Source organism: Microbacterium sp. AC035 (genome assembly GCF_979258485.1).
The window spans coordinates 276,211-293,069 of sequence record NZ_OZ409858.1 but is presented as its reverse complement, the minus strand read 5'-3'; the positions used below and the strand labels follow the sequence as shown (position 1 = coordinate 293,069).

The following is a 16,859-nucleotide window of genomic DNA, read 5'->3' as shown; positions in this document are numbered from 1 at the left end:
TCACCGCCTCACAGGTGAAGTGCCGTCAGACTTTACTCGCCGGCCTTCGTGATCTCGTAGTACAGCGGAACCGAGTTCCAGCCGAACGTGACGTTGTCGACGTTCTCGCTGAAGCCACCGGTCACGTTCGAGTACCACAGCGGGATCGCGGGAAGATCCTGGAACAGGACCTCCTGCGCCTGGCTGAAGTCCTCGATCTGCGCGTCGGCGTCGGGGTTGCTGATTCCGGCCTTGATGAGGTCGTCGAACTCGGGGTTCGAGTAGTCACCGTCGTTGGAACCGGCGCCCGTTGCGTAGAGCGGTCCGAGGAAGTTGTACAGACCCGGGTAGTCGGCCTGCCAGCCCGAACGCGCTGCCGTGGTGATGGAGCGGTCGTTGATCTTCGTGCGAAGATCCTGGAAGGTCGGGTACGGGTCACCCGATGCCTCGATGCCGAGCGTGTTCTTGATGCTGTTGCTCACCGCGTCGACCCAGGCGTCGTGCCCGCCGTCGGAGTTGTACGCGATCTTGAACTCGCCGTCCCACGGTGCGATGGCGTCGGCCTCGGCCCACAGCTCCTTCGCCTTCTCGGGGTCGTAGTCGAGGACCTCGCTGCCGGGAACCGAGTCGGACCAGCCTGCGATGACCGGCGACGTGAAGTCGGCGGCCGGGGTGCGGGTGCCCGAGAAGATGGTCTCGGTGATCTCTTCGCGGTTGATCGCCATCGACAGCGCCTGACGACGCAGCTGGCCCTCTTCGCCGCTGAAGTGCGGGAGGAACTGGCCGATGGTGAACGACTGGAACACTGCCGACGGCTGGTTCACTGCGCGGTCGCCGAGCTCGTCGGCGAAGACGGGCAGCGAGTTGGTCGGGATCGCGTCGATGACATCGACCTCGTTCGACAGCAGGTCGGCGTACGCCGCTTCCTGCGTGGCGTAGAACTTGATCGTCAGACCGCCGTTGGCCGCCTTGCGGGGGCCGTCGTAGTCGTCGTTGCGGACGAGGTCGATCTGCACGTCGTGCTGCCACGCGTCTTCGCCGTCGATCATGTACGGGCCGTTGCCGATCGGGAACTGGCCGAAGGCCTCCATGTCCTCGAAGGCCGCGTCGGGCAGCGGGTAGAACGCCGAGTATCCGAGACGCAGTGCGAAGTCGGAGGCCGGCTTGTTCAGCGCGATCGTGAAGGTGTAGTCGTCGACCTGCTGGAGACCAGCCATGTCGCCCTGCGCACCGAAGACGTCGTCATCGGGGTTGGCCGGGTCGCCCGGGTCGTTGATGAAGCCCTCGATGTCCTCGAAGAAGTAGCCGGAGAGCTGTGCGTTCTCGGCCTGTGCGCCGTAGTTCCACGCCTTGATGAAGTTGTCGGCGGTGACTTCTTCACCGTCGGTGAAGGTCAGGCCTTCCTTGATCTTGACGGTGAGGTTCTGCGGGTCCTCCGTGGTGATCTCCTCAGCCACGTCGTTGACCGGCTTGCCGTCGGCGTCGTAATAGATCAGACCGGCGAAGATCTCGTCGAGGATCTTTCCGCCACCCACCTCGTTGGTGTTGGTGGGGATCAGCGGGTTCTCGGGCTCCGAGCCGTTCGTGGTGATGATGGCGTCCGCGTCACCGGTTGCACCGGATCCGCCGTCGCCGTCGTCGCTTCCACCGCTCGCGCAGCCCGCGAGCGCCAGGGCGCCGATCGCGAACAGCGCAGTGCCCGCAAGGGCGATCTTGTTGCGCTTCACTTTGTGTCCTCCTGTGGACGGGAATTCATCAGACTGCGCGCTCATCGTCGAACGCGTAGGGATAGTTGACTGTATCCCGGCATACTGCGGACATCGCGCTCGGCTAATGAACCGTTACTGAGTGGTGATATCCCGTAATATCGCGGAAACATCCGGAAATGCACGGAAATGAGAAGCGGCGTCGCATCCGGAAGGACACGACGCCGCTTCACGCGATCATCTGATCAGGCGAATGCCTCGATGGGCGGGCAGGCGCAGACGAGGTTGCGGTCGCCGTACGCCTGATCGATGCGGCGCACCGGCGGCCAGTACTTGCCTGCGACCAGGGCGTGCACCGGGTAGGCGGCGTCCTCGCGGGTGTACGCGTGGTTCCACTCCCCTGCGATCAGCGAGACCGCGGTGTGCGGAGCGTTGACGAGAGGGTTGTCGTCCGCAGGCCAGCGGCCGGAGGCGACGGCATCCGCTTCTGCCTTGATCATGATCATCGCCTCGATGAACCGCTCGATCTCGCCGAGGTCCTCGGACTCCGTGGGCTCGACCATGAGCGTGCCCGCGACGGGGAACGACATGGTCGGCGCGTGGAAACCGTAGTCGATGAGGCGCTTGGCGACGTCGTCGACCGTGATCCCGGTCGCTTCCTTGAGCGGACGCAGGTCGAGGATGCACTCGTGCGCGACCCGACCGTCTTCCCCCGCGTACAGCACCGGGTAGTGCTCACCGAGGCGCGCCGCGATGTAGTTCGCCGACAGCACGGCCGCCGCGGTCGCATTGCGGAGGCCGTCGGCGCCCATCATCCGCACGTACGACCAGGAGATCGGCAGGATGCCGGCCGACCCGTACGGTGCGGCGGAGACGGCGCCACCCTCGAAGACGAATCCGCCCGCGTGCTCCGCTCGCTGCGCGAGCGGGTGCGACGGCAGGTAGGGCGCGAGGTGCGCCTTGGCTGCGACGGGACCCACACCGGGGCCGCCGCCGCCGTGCGGGATCGCGAACGTCTTGTGCAGGTTGAGGTGCGAGACGTCGCCGCCGAGATCGCCGAACCGGGCATACCCGAGCAGTGCGTTGAGGTTCGCGCCGTCGACGTAGACCTGACCACCGGCCTCGTGCACCGCGGTCGTGATCGCGACCACGTCCTGCTCGTACACGCCGTGCGTCGACGGATAGGTGATCATCAGGGCGGAGAGCTCGTCGGCGTGCGCCGCGATCTTGGCCTGCAGGTCGTGGAGGTCGACGTTGCCGAGCTCGTCGCAGGCCACGACGACGACCTTCATGCCGGCGAGCACCGCAGAGGCCGCGTTCGTCCCGTGCGCGGACGACGGGATCAGGCACACCGTGCGCTGCGTGTCGCCGTTCGCGAGGTGGTAGCCGCGGATCGCGAGCAAGCCGGCGAGCTCGCCTTGCGATCCGGCGTTCGGCTGCAGCGACACTGCGTCGTACCCGGTGACCTCGGCGAGCCACGCCTCGAGCTGGGTGATCATGTCGAGGTATCCCGCGACATCGGAGGCGGGCGCGAACGGGTGGATGCCCGCGAACTCGGGCCACGTGATCGACGCCATCTCGGTCGCCGCGTTGAGCTTCATCGTGCACGAGCCGAGGGGGATCATGCCGCGGTCGAGCGCGTAGTCCCGATCGGCCAGGCTCTTGAGATACCTCATCATGGCGGTCTCGCTGCGGTGCGCATGGAAGACCGGGTGCGTGAGGTACTCGTCCTGTCGGAGCAGATCCCCGGGAAGCCCGCCCTGCGAACCGGAGCCGAAGAACCCGAAGGCGCGTTCCCGGGCACCGCCGAAGACCTGAGCGACCTGGTGGAGCTCGGCGACCGTCGTGGTCTCGTCGATCGAGATGCCGATCGTGTCGGCGTCCGCGGCGTACAGCAGGATGCCGAATCCGTGATGAGCCTGCTCCGCGAACTCCGCAGCGCGTCCGGGCACCCGCACCTGGAGGGTGTCGAAGAACGAGTCGTGGATGATCTCCGCGCCGGCATCGGCGAGCCAGTCGCGCAGCATCGCGGTCTTCGCCGCGACCTCCCGGGCGATCGACTTCAGCCCGTCGGGTCCGTGGTAGACCGCGTACATCGAGGCCATCACCGCGAGCAACACCTGAGCCGTGCAGATGTTGCTCGTCGCCTTCTCGCGGCGGATGTGCTGCTCGCGGGTCTGCAGAGACAGCCGATAGGCCGGCTTGCCGTCGGCGTCGACCGAGACGCCGACCAGACGCCCGGGGAGCTGTCGCTCGAGTCCCGCGCGCACCGCCATGTAGCCGGCGTGCGGGCCCCCGAAGCCGATCGGCACGCCGAATCGCTGGGTCGTTCCCACCGCGACGTCGGCGCCGAGCGATCCGGGCGACGAGATGAGAGTGAGAGCGAGCAGGTCGGCCGCGACGACGGCGAGTCCGCCGGCGAGGTGGGCCGCATCGATCACGGCGGCGGGGTTCCAGACACGGCCTGACGCACCGGGGTACTGCACGAACACGCCGAACAGCTCGGCGGGCAGTTCCTCCCCCGCGGCGAAGTCGACCGACACGAGTTCGATGCCCACGGCCTCGGCGCGGGTCTCGAGAAGCGCCTTCGTCTGCGGGAACGCATCCGCGTCGACGGCGAACACGTTCGACGCCTTCTTCGAGGCACGGCGCGCCAGCAGCATCCCCTCGACGACAGCCGTCGACTCATCGAGCATCGACGCGTTGGCGGTGGTGAGTCCGGTCAATTCGGCGACCATCGTCTGGAAGTTGATGAGCGCCTCGAGGCGCCCCTGCGAGATCTCCGGCTGGTACGGCGTGTAGGCGGTGTACCAGGAGGGGTTCTCGAGCACGTTGCGCTGGATCACCTGAGGAGTGACCGTGCCGTAGTACCCGAGGCCGATCATCGGACGGTTCACCGTGTTGCGGGAGGCGAGCGCACGCAGCTCGGCGAGCGCCTCCGTCTCACTCGCCGCGCGTGGGATGACCGAATCCGTGGAGGCGGGGGTGAATATCGAGGAGGGCACGGCCTGACGCATCAGCGCCTCGACGGGACTCCAGTCCTCGAGCTTCGACTCGACACCGAGGGCGTCGAGCATCTGACGCTGGGCAGCGGCGGTGGTTCCGATGTGACGATCGGCGAAAGAGACCACTGGTCGATCAGCCCTCCGTGAGAGCGACGTACGCGTCGCGGTCCATCAGGCCCTCGAGGGCACCCGCGGCGACGGAGACCTTGATGAGCCAGCCTCCGGCGAACGGCTCGGCATTCACGAGCGAAGGGTCGTCGACGACGGCGTCGTTGATCTCGACGACCGTGCCGGCGACCGGGGCGTAGAGCTCGCCGACCGACTTGGTCGACTCGATCTCGCCGACGACCGAGCCTGCGGCGATCTCCGTGCCGACCGCAGGGAGCTCGACGAACACGACATCGCCCAGCTTGTCAGCCGCGTAATCGGTGATCCCGATTGTCACGGTGTCGCCGTCAGCGGCGATCCATTCGTGCTCGTCGGTATAGCTGAGTGCGTTCAGATCGGTCATTTCATCCTCCGGTAGAAAGGCAGGGCGGTCACGGTCGCGGGGATCCTGGTTCCCCGCACATCAAGGAATACTGCGGTTCCCGCGGCAGCGGAAGACGGTTCGACGTAGGCCATCGCGATCGGGTGGCCGAGGGTCGGGCTCAGAGCACCACTGGTGACCTCGCCCAGCACGGTGCCGTCTGCGTCGACCACCGAGTAGCCCGCACGTCCGGCGCGCTTCCCCTCGGCGACGAGGCCCACGAGCACCGGCGCGTCGGATGCGGCATCCACCGCTCCCTTGCCGATGAAGTCCTCCTTGTCGGACACCACCACTCGCGCGAGACCGGCCTGAGACGGCTTCGTCTCGCGCGAGAGCTCATGTCCGTAGAGCGGCATGCCCGCCTCGAGTCGGAGGGTGTCGCGCGCGGCGAGGCCCGCGGGGACGAGCCCGTGCTTCTCCCCCGCGTCTGTGAGAGCGTCCCACAGAGCCGGCGCATCGGCGACGCGCACGAGCAGTTCGAAGCCGTCCTCGCCGGTGTACCCGGTGCGGGCGAGGAGCAGCGGCGCGCCGAGGAACATCGCGTCAGCCCATGCGTAGTACTTCTGCTCGGACCACGGGATGCCGAGCTCGGTGATGCCCGTCGTCGAGGAGAGGATCGCCTCAGAGGCCGGGCCCTGAACAGCCAGCAGCGCGTACTCGTCGGAGACGTCCTCGACGTCGACTCCTCGATCTCCGATGAACCCCGCGAAGCTGCGGTCCTCGCCTTCGGCCCTGGCGGGCAGCTCGCGCTCGAGCAGCGAGGGGAACGATCGCACTCGCGACGCGAACGCCGCGTCGACGAACCCGCGGTTTCCCGCGTTCGCGATCACCAGGAACCGATCCTCTGCGAGTCTGTAGACGATGACATCATCGATGATCCCGCCGTCATCGGCCAGCATCAGCGAGTACTTGGCCTTGCCCACGGCCATCGCCGACAGCCGGCCGGCGAGCGAGTAGTCGAGGAAGTCCCCGGCGAAGTCGCCGGTGACGAGGAACTCCGCCATGTGGGAGATGTCGAAGATGCCCGCAGCCTGGCGCACGGCGTGGTGCTCGGCGAGGTCGGAGGTGTAGCGCACCGGCATCTGCCAGCCCCCGAAGTCGGTGAACGATGCGCCGAGCGCTTCGTGACGATCACGCAGAGGGGTGTAGCGAGGGTCGGACATGGAGTTCTCCCGGGCTGGGTCGGGTGGAACAGCGGCGACGCTGCTCCTGGGAACTCCCCCTCTGTCATGGGCCTGAGAGCTTCGCCCAGAGACTGGGCTTTCACCGTCGGCGGACATCTGGCGAGGAGCGGGGACGCGCGGGTGCTCGTCGCCGGGTTCGCTGGATATCGCTTTTCAGAGTGGCCGGAACCGCGCGGTACGCGTACCTGAGAGATTGGCGGGGAGGCTTGCTCCTTCGGTGCCCGGCTGCATTCGCCGGGGCTCTCCCGCGGGGTTCATTCGGCCTGTCTTCAATTGTCGCCTCAGTCTAGCGGGTCGACGTCGTCGGCACAGGTCGCAGGAAGCCGTGCTCTCCCGACGCCCCCGAGCGGGAGGCGGCAGGAGAGCACGGCGTCAGGAGAGCACGGCGTCAGGATGGGGGTCAGCGGCCCGCCAGCTCGGCCCGGACCTCATCACGAAGGCGCCCGAGGTTCTCGGGTTCTGGCGCTGCGCCCAGCAGTGTCTTCGTGTACTCGTGCTGCGGATTGAGGATGACCTCGTCTGCAAGCCCGCGCTCCACGACGTCCCCCTTGTAGAGGACCATGATCTCGTCGCTGAAGTGCCGGGCCGTCGCGAGATCGTGCGTGATGTAGAGCACGCCGAGGTTCTCCTCCCGCTGCAGATCGGCCAGCAGGTTGAGTACCCCGAGCCGGATCGAGACATCGAGCATCGAGACCGGCTCATCCGCGACGATGAACCGTGCCCCGGGCGCCAGCGCCCGTGCGATCGCCACGCGCTGTCGCTGGCCACCCGACAGCTCGTGCGGACGACGCTCGGCGAAGCTCTCCCCGGGTGACAGCCGCACACGCTCGAGCAGCTCGATGGCGCGCGCACGCACCTCGGCGCCGGAGAGCTTCGGATGGTGGAGCCTGATCGGTCGCTCCAGGTGGTGGACGATCGTGTGGAACGGGTTCAGCGAGGCGAACGGGTCCTGGAAGACCATCTGCACCTGCGAGCGGTAGTCCTCGACCGCCCGGCCACGCATTCCGGATTCCTTCCCGTCGAGCAGGATCTGCCCGCTCGTCGGCGTCTCGAGCTTCATCAGCATCCGGGCGATCGTCGACTTGCCCGAGCCCGATTCACCGACGAGGGCGACCGTCTTGCCTGCTTCGATGGTGAACGAGACGTCTTTGACCGCGTGCAGGACCGACGTCTTGAGCCCTGATCGCAGAGTGAAGTCCTTCACCAGGTTGCGGGCCTCGAGGGTGTGAGCGCTCATCGGATCTCCTCCTGACTGGGCTGGTTGCCGGTTCGGACGAAATCGCCACGCTCTCCGGTCAGACTCGGGAAGCTCGACAGCAGCTTCTTCGTGTACTCGTGCTGGGGCGTGCGGTAGATCTCCTCCGCCGTGCCCTCCTCGACGATCTGCCCCTGCAGCATGACGGCGATGCGGTCGCTGATCTCGATCAGCATCGGAAGGTCATGCGTGATGAAGATCACTGCGAAGCCGAGCCGCTCGCGCAGCCGCATGATCTCGCGGATGATCCCGCGCTGCACGACCACGTCGAGTGCCGTGGTCGGCTCGTCCATGATCATGACCTGCGGATCCAGCGCGAGTGCCATAGCGATCATCATGCGCTGGCGCATGCCGCCGGAGAGCTCGTGCGGGAAGCTCGTGAGCCTCGACGGGTCGACCCCGACGAGAGTCAGCAGCTCCTCTGCCCTGGCCTGCTTGTCCTTCTTGGACATGCCGGGGCGATGGGTCTCGAAGATGTCGAAGATCTGCGCCTTGACGCTGATCACCGGGTTGAGCGAGTTCATCGCGCCCTGGAACACCATCGAGATCTTGTCCCAGCGGAACGCCCTCAGCCCCTCTCCGTCGAGTGCGACGATGTCGATGTCGTGGCCGTCGCGGTCGTGGAACACGATCTCACCGCCGGTCATGAGCGCCGGCGCCTTGAGAAGCCGGTTCATGCCGTACGCGAGGGTGGTCTTGCCGCAGCCCGATTCGCCTGCGAGGCCGAGGATCTCGCCGCGGTTCAGCGTGAGGGACACGTTCCGGACCGCCTTGACCGGCGGATCCACCTCGTACTCGATCGACACGTTGCGTGCGGTCAGCACGGCATCCGGAGCGCTCATGCGGCGACCCCCTTCGTCTTGGCGGCCTTGCGCACGCGTCGAGCAGCGTCGGGCGCATTGCGCAGCTTGGGGTTGATGACCTCGTCGATCGCGAAGTTGATGAGCGAAAGCCCCGCGCCGAGGAGAGCGATCATGATTCCCGGAGGGACGAACCACCACCAAGCGCCTCGTCCGAGTGCCTGGCCGGACTGCGCGTCGTTGAGGATGGTCCCCCAGGTGATCGACGAGGTGGGCCCCAGACCGAGGTACGAGAGACCGGCTTCACCGAGGATCGCGAAGATGATCGCGAACAGGAACTGCGCGGTGAGCAGCGGCAGCAGGTTCGGCATGATCTCGACCAGGATCACCCGGAAGGATCTCTCCCCCGCGACCTTCGACGCGTAGACGTAGTCACGGGTGCGCAGTGATCTCGTCTGCAACCGGAGCACGTAGGCGGCGCCGGCCCAGGAAGTGATGCCGAGGACGAAGGCGACGAGCTGCCAGTTGCGCTCGGGGACGAATGACGCGATCACCATGACCAGCGGCAGACCGGGAATCACGATCATGACGTTCGTGAGCAGTGCGAGGCCATCCTCCCGCCATCCGCCCAGGTACCCGGCGAGAACCCCGAAGAGCAGCGACAGCACGATGGCGATGCCGCCGGCGACGACGCCGACCAGGAGCGACCCCTGAGCGCCGATCGCGAGCTGGGCGAACATGTCGTTGCCCAGCTTGGTGGTGCCGAGCAAGTGCTCCGGCGACGGCGGCAGCAGAGCCGGGTTGTCGGTGCTCCGCGGATCCTGCGAGAAGATCGGGGCGATGATCGCGAACAGCACGATCGACAGCACGAGGACCGCGCCGACGACGAATTTCCCTGAGGTGATGGGGAGCACGCGGCGGCGCTTGCGCCCCCGGTGGGTCGCCATCGAGATGGTGCTCGCGGGCTGGGTCGTGGGCTGATCCTTGGTGATCAGCACTGCGTTCTCGGTGTCAGACATTCTGGCGAGCCCTCGGGTCGATGAAGCCATAGACGAGGTCCATGATGAAGTTGGCGGCGAGCACCGTGATGGTGATGACGAGGAAGAGCCCCTGCATCAGCGCGTAGTCGTTGTTCGTGACCGCCTGGAACATCAGCTTGCCGATGCCCGGATAGGTGAACACCTGCTCCATCACGATCGAACCCGCCACGACGAAGCCGAGGGTGATCGAGAACCCTGCGATCGACGGGATCGCGGCGTTGCGCGCGGCATAGGTGGTCATGATGCGACGAGGGCGAAGACCCTTCGCCTCGGCCGTGAGCACGTAGTCCTCGGCCATGGTCTGCACCATCATGTTGCGCATTCCGAACATCCAGCCGCCCACCGATGAGATGACGATGGTGATGGCGGGGAGGATCGCGTGCGAGAGCGCATTCGTGAAGAACGCCCATGTGGGCTCTGGCCCATCGGGGAACTCGAAGACGTCGTAGCCGCCGAAGATCGGGAACCAGCCGAGTCCGACCGCGAAGACCGAGACGAGCAGCAGCGCCATCCAGAAGTAGGGGATGGACTGCAGCACGGTGGTCGCGGGGATCAGGTGATCGACCCAGGTGCCACGCTTCCACCCGGCCCAGGCGCCGAGCACGACGCCGAGGATGAAGGAGATCACGGTCACCGTGCCGACGAGGATGAGCGTCCAGGGCAGCGCCTGGCTGATCAGCTCGCTCACCGGAGTGGGGAACTTGGTGACGGAGATGCCCAGGTCGCCCTGGAACATGCGACCCCAGTACGCGATGTACTGGTCCCAGAGAGACGAGTCATCACCGCCGAGCAGCAGCTTGATGTTGCGGATCGTGGTCTCGGAGACCTCGCCGCCGGCTCGCTGCATCTTGGCGATCATGATGTCCGCCGGGTTCCCCGGCATGAGCCGGGGAAGCAGGAAGTTGAGTGAGATCGCGGCCCACAGCGTGAACGCGTAGAACCCGATTCTTCGTGCATAGAACTTCATGTCACTGACCTTGCTTCCTGCTCCCCCGACCTCATGTGCTTAGTTCGCCGGCTCGAGCTGCGTCAGGACGTAGCCCGCGGCGATCGCGCCCCAGGACGGCGGGAAGGCGTAGAGGTCCTCCTCCGTCGGCCAACCCGTGAAGTCCTTCGTGTTGTAGAAGGTCTGCGTGGCGTTGATCACCAGCGGGATGTAGGGCAGGTCACGGACGATCTCGGTCTGGATCGTGCCGTACAGTTCCTTCTTCTCGGCCTCGTCGTTCGTGCTGACGGCCGCCTGGATGGCGGTGTCGACCACCGGGTTGCTGTACCGGCTGAAGTTCCAGCGACCGGCGGGAACCTCGGTGCCCACCGGGCTGGTGGATTCGACTGCCGTGCCACCGAACCAGTCACGGTAGATCTGGAACGGGTCGGCGACCGAGGTGCCGATGACACCGCCGACGATGAGCTGGAAGTCGCCGCCCTGCCGGGCGTCGGAGAACTCCTGCCACTGCACGGTGGATGCCGTGACCTTGATGCCGGCCGCTTCTGCCTGCTCGGCGATCAGCTTGGCGGCGTCGTTGTAGTCGGTCCAGCCGTCGACCGAGATCAGGCTGAGCTCGATCGGCACGCCGTCCTTCGCGTAGTAGTCGCCGTCCTTCGTGTAGCCGGCGGTCTCGAGGATCTCGCCCGCCTCTGCGGCGTCCGCCTCCTGCGGGCTGACCTCGTTGGCGGAGTCCGCGACCCACTTCTCATCACGCGGAAGCAGCGCGAAGGTGGGCGAGATGTCGCCGGTCAGACCGACGAACGCCTTGTCCTTGATCGCCGCGCGGTCGATGGCGACGTTGAGCGCCTGCCGGACCGCGACATCGGTCTGCGGACCTGTGCAGCCGAGCTCGGCGTTCGAGCAGGTGTAGAGCACGGTCGGGTCCTGCGGGGTGTTGATCCAGTCGATCGCGCCGTTGCCCGTGACATCGTCGGGGTTCGGGATGAACATGCCCGTCCAGTCGAGCTTGCCTGCGGCGAGCAGATCCTGCGCGGTCTGGTTGTTGTCGACCGCGATGTACTGGACCTTCTTCACTCCGAGCTCGTCGGCATCGCGGAAGTTCTCGTTGGCGACGAGCGTGTACGACTCGCTCGTCGTCTTGTCGACCACGTAGGCGCCGGAACCGACCGGCTCCTCGTTCGCGAAGTTGGCGAAGTCGGTGACCTCCGACCAGATGTGCTCCGGGAGGACGTAGGTCGAGCCGAGACGCTGGAACTCGGTCGTGTACTGCGCGGTCGTGTAGGTGAGGACGACCGTGGTGTCGTCGGTCGCCTCCGCGGAGACCAGGCCGTTGCCCTCGGGGTTGTTCGCCTCGTACGAGAAGGAGAACGCGACGTCTGCCGCGGTGAGCGGCTCTCCATCGCTCCACTTGAGGTCGGGCTTGATGGTGATGGTGATCGCCGTGCCGTCTTCGTTGTACTCGAACGAGTCGCCGATCAGGCCGACCGGCTCGGCGTCCGCCGTCTTGTTGAAGAAGAACAGCGGCTCGTAGATCGGTCCGAGCGCACCGTGGAGCACGGTCGGGGCGAACGGGTTGTAGTTCGCGGTGATGGGGGTCTGGCTGCCGGCCCAGACACGAAGAGCGCGGTCGCCGTCGCCACCGCTCCCCTCATTGCCTCCGCCTGCGCCACAGGCCGTCAGGCCCAGGGCGAGGACGGATGCCCCCGCCACAGCGGTGAGCGCGATCTTGCGCCTTCCGTTACGGATCATTCTGTATTTCCTCTCGGTGCTGCACTGCAGGAGGGATTTCTCCGGGTGTGGAGACGAACTCCGGGAAGGAGTTCGTAACAGATCCCGGAAGGGATTTGTTAGGACAGTAACCTAACAAATCCCTCTGGTGGCGACAAGAGGCCAGAACGCTGGTATATAACGTTTCGGCTTCAGGGCGTGCGACGTCACGAAGGTGCACTAACAGTCCCGATGACACTAAGATCGGAGCGGGAGGTTAAGGTACCTATGACCCAAAGCAGAGGAATCGACGTCGCCGTGTCGACCGTGATCCTCACCCTTCGCCGCACGGACAACGGCTCCGCTGTGCTGGCGCTGCCTCTGGTGCTGCGAACGCGCGAGCCGTTCGCCGGCCAGTGGGCCCTCCCCGGCGGCTGGCTCACCGAGACGGAATCGCCCGTCGATGCTGCAGCACGGACCCTGGCGGAGACCACCGGCCTGACCCCGAGCTACCTCGAGCAGCTCTATGCCTTCGGGGCTGTCGACCGCTCCCCCACGCGCGTCGTGTCGATCGTGTACTGGGCCCTGCTCCGACAGGACGACGTCGACGCGCAGAGCGCCGCGCATCGCGCATCCGGCAGAGCACCCGAGAACGTGCGCTGGTTCGACCTCGACGAGATCCCGCCGCTCGCCTTCGACCACACGAAGATCGTGGACTACGCGCTGTGGCGCCTGCGGAGCAAGGTCGGCTACAGCCGTGTCGCCCACGGATTCCTTCCCGCCGAATTCACCCTGGCCGACCTCCGCGAGGCGTACGAGGCGATTCTCGCAAGACACCTGGACCCCGCGAATTTCCGGCGTCAGGTCGAGGCAGCGGGCAACCTCATCCCCACCGACCAGTTCCGCACCGGCAGCCACCGCCCCGCGCGCCTGTACCGCTACAACACCGATGTCGAGCTGGCCGATCACGGCCCCCTCGGCCCTGAGGAGACGAGCACACGATGAGCATCACCTTCGTTCCCACCCCGGTCGTCCAGCCGGTCGACGCCTCTGTCGACCATGCGATCCAGTCGATCGTGTCCGGCGCCTCGACCGACGCGACCTGCACGACCGACCTCGCCGTCGGCCCCTGGGACTTCGACTCCCGCCCCGGGTATGGCCCGGGCTCGTCGATGGGCGATGTCATCCCGACCGGAGCACCGCGACAGGGAGAGCTCCCCGCCGAGTACCGCGAGGCAAGCGAGGAAGACCTCGACGAGCGCATCCGCGTGGCGAAGGCGGTGCTCGGCGACCGTGCCGTCATCCTCGGACACTTCTACCAGCGCGAAGAGGTGGTGCGACACGCCGACTACGTGGGCGACTCGTTCCAGCTCGCGACCGCCGCGAAGGAGCGACCGGATGCCGAGGCCATCGTGTTCTGCGGCGTGCACTTCATGGCCGAGACCGCCGACCTCCTCTCCGGCGCCGACCAGGCCGTCATCCTGCCGAACCTCGCCGCCGGATGCTCGATGGCGGACATGGCGGACATCGATCAGGTCGAGGACTGCTGGGAGCAGCTCGCAGAGGTTCTCGGCGACCTCGACGCGCAGGACGACGACGGTCGGGTCCCCGTGATTCCCGTCACCTACATGAACTCCTCCGCGGCGATCAAGGGCTTCGTTGGCCGACACGGCGGAATCGTCTGCACCTCGTCGAACGCGCAGACCGTGCTCGAGTGGGCGTTCGAGCGCGGGCGGCGGGTGCTCTTCTTCCCCGACCAGCACCTCGGACGCAACACCGCGAAGGCGATGGGCGTGCCCCTCGAGCAGATGCCGATGTGGAACCCTCGCAAGGCGCTCGGCGGCTCTTCGGCATCCGAGCTCGTCGACTCCCGGGTGATCCTCTGGCACGGGTTCTGCTCGGTGCACCGTCGGTTCACGGTCGACCAGATCGACCAGGCGCGGATCGAGCACCCCGGCGTGCGGGTGATCGTGCACCCGGAGTGCCCCATGGCCGTCGTCGACGCGGCTGATGAGGCGGGTTCGACCGACTACATCCGCCGAGCGATCGCTGCCGCGACCACGCCGACGACCTTCGCGATCGGCACCGAGATCAACCTCGTTCGCCGCCTCGCCGCGCAGTTCCCCCAGCACGAGATCTTCTGCCTCGACCCGGTGGTCTGCCCCTGCTCGACGATGTACCGCATCCACCCCGGCTACCTCGCCTGGGTGCTGGAAGAGCTCGTCGCGGGGCGCACGCCGAACCGGATCACGGTGACGCCCGACGTGGCCGACCCCGCGCGTGTCGCTCTCGAGCGGATGCTGGCGGCGAAGCCGCCCGTGGTGACGAGCGCTCGATGAACGTCATCGTCGTCGGCTCGGGAATCGCCGGCCTGACCGCAGCACTGCATGCGCGGGAGGCGGGGCATTCGGTCACCGTCGTGACGAAGGGCGCGATCGGCGACGGCTGCACAGGCTACGCACAGGGCGGCGTCGCCGGCATCTACGGTGCCGGCGACTCTGCGGGACAGCACGCGGCTGACACGATCGATGCCGGGGCAGGGCTCTCGGATGTATCCGCCGTCGAGGTCCTCGTGCGCGAGGGCGCGACCCGGATCGCCGAGCTGATCGCCCGGGGCGTCGCATTCGACCGCTCACCGGACGGTGAACTTCTCCTCGGACGTGAGGCTGCTCATCGTCACGCCCGCATAGTCCACGCCGGCGGCGATGCCACCGGAGCGGCGATCGCCCGGACGCTGGTGGCCGCGGTCCGCAGCGCGGACGTCACCGTGGTCGAAGAAGCCTTCCTCGCCGATGTCATCGTCGAGGAAGGCAGCGCGCGCGGCATCCGCGTGGTGGTCGACGGCGTCGTCTCCGACCTCTCAGCCGATGCGGTGATCCTCGCGACGGGCGGAGCCGGTCACCTCTATGCGCACACCACGAACCCCCTGGGAGCCACCGGCGACGGCATCGCCGCAGCCCTGCGTGTCGGCGCAACGGTCGCGGACCTCGAGTTCGTGCAGTTCCATCCGACGATCCTGGCCGAAGGACCCGCGTTCCTCGTCTCCGAGGCCGTGCGCGGCGAGGGCGCAACCCTGCTCGATGCGGCAGGCCGGCGATTCGTCTTCGACAGCCACCCGGACGGCGAACTCGCCCCCCGGGATGTCGTCGCGCGCGCGATCGCCCGCCAGGCCGCTCGGCAGGGATCCCCCGTACGACTCGACGCGACGATGATCGGCAGACCCCGACTCGCGCATCGATTCCCGACGATCGATCGCGTGACGCGTGAACGTGGTCTCGACTGGTCTTCCGAGCCGATTCCCGTGACGCCGGCTGCGCACTACCTCATGGGCGGCGTGGTCACGGACCTCGACGGACGCACGTCGATACCCGGCCTGTTCGCGGTGGGCGAGGTCGCGCGCACGGGCGTGCACGGAGCGAACCGCCTCGCATCGAACTCCCTCCTCGAAGGAGCCGTCTTCGGCGCACGCGCGGCAGCGGCACTCGACTCACCATGGCAGCATCCTCCGGTGGCCGCGCGCGAAGAGCGCGCGAACGGCCTGCTGCGCGGCGAGAGCCCCTTCGCCGATGATGCGGACGCCCACGTCGTCGCGTTCAGTCGCGCGGCACTCCAGCGGCTGATGTGGGACCACGTGGGCCTGCTGCGTTCGGAAGACGGCCTCCGCCGTGCAATGGCCACCGCACGTCGCTGGCTCGCCGCCGCCCCCGACCCCACGACCGTCGCCCAACGCGAGGACGCGAACCTCCTCCTGCTCGCCGAGGCGACGGCATCCGCAGCTCTCGCCCGCACCGAGTCGATCGGCGCCCACTTCCGCGAACCCGTCGCCGCAGCCCTCCTGGAGACCGTCTGATGCTCACCCCCGCCCACATCACCCGTGTCGTCGGCGCAGCCCTCGAGGAGGACGCCCCCTGGGGCGACCTCACCAGCGCGACCCTGCTCCCCTCGGATGCCACCGCCACCGCCGATCTGGTCGCTCGCGAGGCGGGCATCTTCAGCGGGGGCGAGGTGTTCTCGGCGGCTTTCCGTCTCACGGATCCGGCGCTCTCGATCGACGTGCACGTGGGTGACGGGGACGCCTTCGCGGCCGGTGACGTGCTCGCCTCGGTGTCGGGATCCGCCCGCGGGATCCTCACCGCCGAGCGCATCGCACTGAACTTCGCACAGCGGATGAGCGGCATCGCGACAGCCACCGCAGCATATGTGCGCGCGATCGAGGGGACGTCCGCACGCATCGCCGACACCCGGAAGACGACTCCAGGGCTCCGCGCCTTCGAGCGGCATGCGGTGCTCTCGGGGGGCGGACACAATCACCGCCATTCGCTGTCCGATGCGGTGATGGCGAAGGACAACCATCTCGCAGTGCTGAAGCGCTCCGGCGTAGACCTCGCCACCGCCCTGCGCGAGGCGTTCTCTCGCCTCCCCCACACCACCCACGTGGTGGTCGAGGTCGACCGGCTCGACCAGATCCCGGCAGTGCTCGACGGCGGAGCGCACACCGTGCTGCTCGACAACTTCTCGCTCGATGAGCTGCGGGCGGGGGTGGCGCTCATCGGCGACCGCGCGCAGGTCGAAGCCTCTGGCGGAGTGACTCTCGACACGGTCGGCGACATCGCGGCGACCGGCGTCGATGTGATCTCGGTCGGCGCGTTGACGCACTCCGCCAGGGCCCTCGACCTCGGCCTGGACGTGCGGATCGACTGACGCT

General features: G+C 67.2%; 13 protein-coding genes and 2 riboswitches. Of the genes, 4 read left to right on the top strand and 9 right to left on the bottom strand.

Annotated elements, in window-relative coordinates; translation table 11 throughout:
- Positions 1–32 precede the first annotated feature (32 nt).
- The 9 genes from ACZ0AA_RS01345 to ACZ0AA_RS01305 all read right to left on the bottom strand — a co-directional run bounded on the left by ACZ0AA_RS01345 (position 33) and on the right by ACZ0AA_RS01305 (position 12,196).
- Positions 33–1,706 (bottom strand): peptide ABC transporter substrate-binding protein, encoded by a 1,674-nt coding sequence (locus ACZ0AA_RS01345; protein ID WP_400861320.1) that lies wholly within the window; start codon positions 1,704–1,706, stop codon positions 33–35.
- A gap of 224 nt (positions 1,707–1,930) precedes the next feature.
- Positions 1,931–4,762, bottom strand: coding sequence for an aminomethyl-transferring glycine dehydrogenase (gene gcvP / locus ACZ0AA_RS01340; RefSeq protein WP_400864618.1), 2,832 nt, complete (start codon positions 4,760–4,762; stop codon positions 1,931–1,933).
- Positions 4,763–4,823: 61 nt separating this feature from the next.
- Complete coding sequence (gene gcvH, locus ACZ0AA_RS01335) at positions 4,824–5,201, bottom strand: glycine cleavage system protein GcvH (RefSeq protein ID WP_400861322.1); 378 nt, start codon at positions 5,199–5,201, stop codon at positions 4,824–4,826.
- Positions 5,198–6,382 carry a glycine cleavage system aminomethyltransferase GcvT gene (locus ACZ0AA_RS01330; RefSeq protein WP_400861325.1) on the bottom strand — a complete coding sequence of 395 codons (1,185 nt, stop codon included), beginning with the start codon at positions 6,380–6,382 and terminating at the stop codon, positions 5,198–5,200. Before ACZ0AA_RS01330 ends, gcvH begins: the two co-directional genes overlap by 4 nt.
- A 54-nt stretch (positions 6,383–6,436) precedes the next feature.
- Positions 6,437–6,565, bottom strand: a riboswitch (glycine riboswitch).
- Position 6,566: 1 nt separating this feature from the next.
- Positions 6,567–6,661, bottom strand: a riboswitch (glycine riboswitch).
- Positions 6,662–6,803: 142 nt separating this feature from the next.
- Positions 6,804–7,640 carry an ABC transporter ATP-binding protein gene (locus ACZ0AA_RS01325; protein ID WP_400861326.1) on the bottom strand — a complete coding sequence of 279 codons (837 nt, stop codon included), beginning with the start codon at positions 7,638–7,640 and terminating at the stop codon, positions 6,804–6,806.
- On the bottom strand, positions 7,637–8,500 hold the full coding sequence (locus tag ACZ0AA_RS01320) for an ABC transporter ATP-binding protein (RefSeq protein ID WP_056508768.1): 864 nt from the start codon (positions 8,498–8,500) through the stop codon (positions 7,637–7,639). Before ACZ0AA_RS01320 ends, ACZ0AA_RS01325 begins: the two co-directional genes overlap by 4 nt.
- On the bottom strand, positions 8,497–9,477 hold the full coding sequence (locus ACZ0AA_RS01315) for an ABC transporter permease (protein ID WP_400861330.1): 981 nt from the start codon (positions 9,475–9,477) through the stop codon (positions 8,497–8,499). Before ACZ0AA_RS01315 ends, ACZ0AA_RS01320 begins: the two co-directional genes overlap by 4 nt.
- Positions 9,470–10,465, bottom strand: a complete 996-nt coding sequence (locus tag ACZ0AA_RS01310) for an ABC transporter permease (protein ID WP_400861332.1) — start codon at positions 10,463–10,465, stop codon at positions 9,470–9,472. The genes ACZ0AA_RS01315 and ACZ0AA_RS01310 overlap by 8 nt, the downstream gene beginning before the upstream one ends.
- 39 nt (positions 10,466–10,504) lie before the next feature.
- Positions 10,505–12,196, bottom strand: coding sequence for an ABC transporter substrate-binding protein (locus tag ACZ0AA_RS01305; protein WP_400861335.1), 1,692 nt, complete (start codon positions 12,194–12,196; stop codon positions 10,505–10,507).
- A gap of 246 nt (positions 12,197–12,442) precedes the next feature.
- On the opposite strand from ACZ0AA_RS01305, the gene ACZ0AA_RS01300 reads away from it, so the two are divergent.
- The 4 genes from ACZ0AA_RS01300 to nadC are packed head-to-tail and all read left to right on the top strand — an operon-like array spanning position 12,443 to position 16,855.
- A complete protein-coding gene (locus tag ACZ0AA_RS01300; protein ID WP_400861338.1) occupies positions 12,443–13,159 on the top strand; it encodes an NUDIX hydrolase in 717 nt (238 codons plus the stop codon).
- Entirely contained in the window at positions 13,156–14,493 is a 1,338-nt protein-coding gene (gene nadA, locus ACZ0AA_RS01295) for a quinolinate synthase NadA (RefSeq protein WP_463511928.1), read from the top strand. Before ACZ0AA_RS01300 ends, nadA begins: the two co-directional genes overlap by 4 nt.
- Positions 14,490–16,004 carry an L-aspartate oxidase gene (nadB, locus tag ACZ0AA_RS01290; protein WP_463511927.1) on the top strand — a complete coding sequence of 505 codons (1,515 nt, stop codon included), beginning with the start codon at positions 14,490–14,492 and terminating at the stop codon, positions 16,002–16,004. The genes nadA and nadB overlap by 4 nt, the downstream gene beginning before the upstream one ends.
- Positions 16,004–16,855 carry a carboxylating nicotinate-nucleotide diphosphorylase gene (gene nadC / locus ACZ0AA_RS01285; RefSeq protein WP_463511926.1) on the top strand — a complete coding sequence of 284 codons (852 nt, stop codon included), beginning with the start codon at positions 16,004–16,006 and terminating at the stop codon, positions 16,853–16,855. Before nadB ends, nadC begins: the two co-directional genes overlap by 1 nt.
- Positions 16,856–16,859 lie beyond the last annotated feature (4 nt).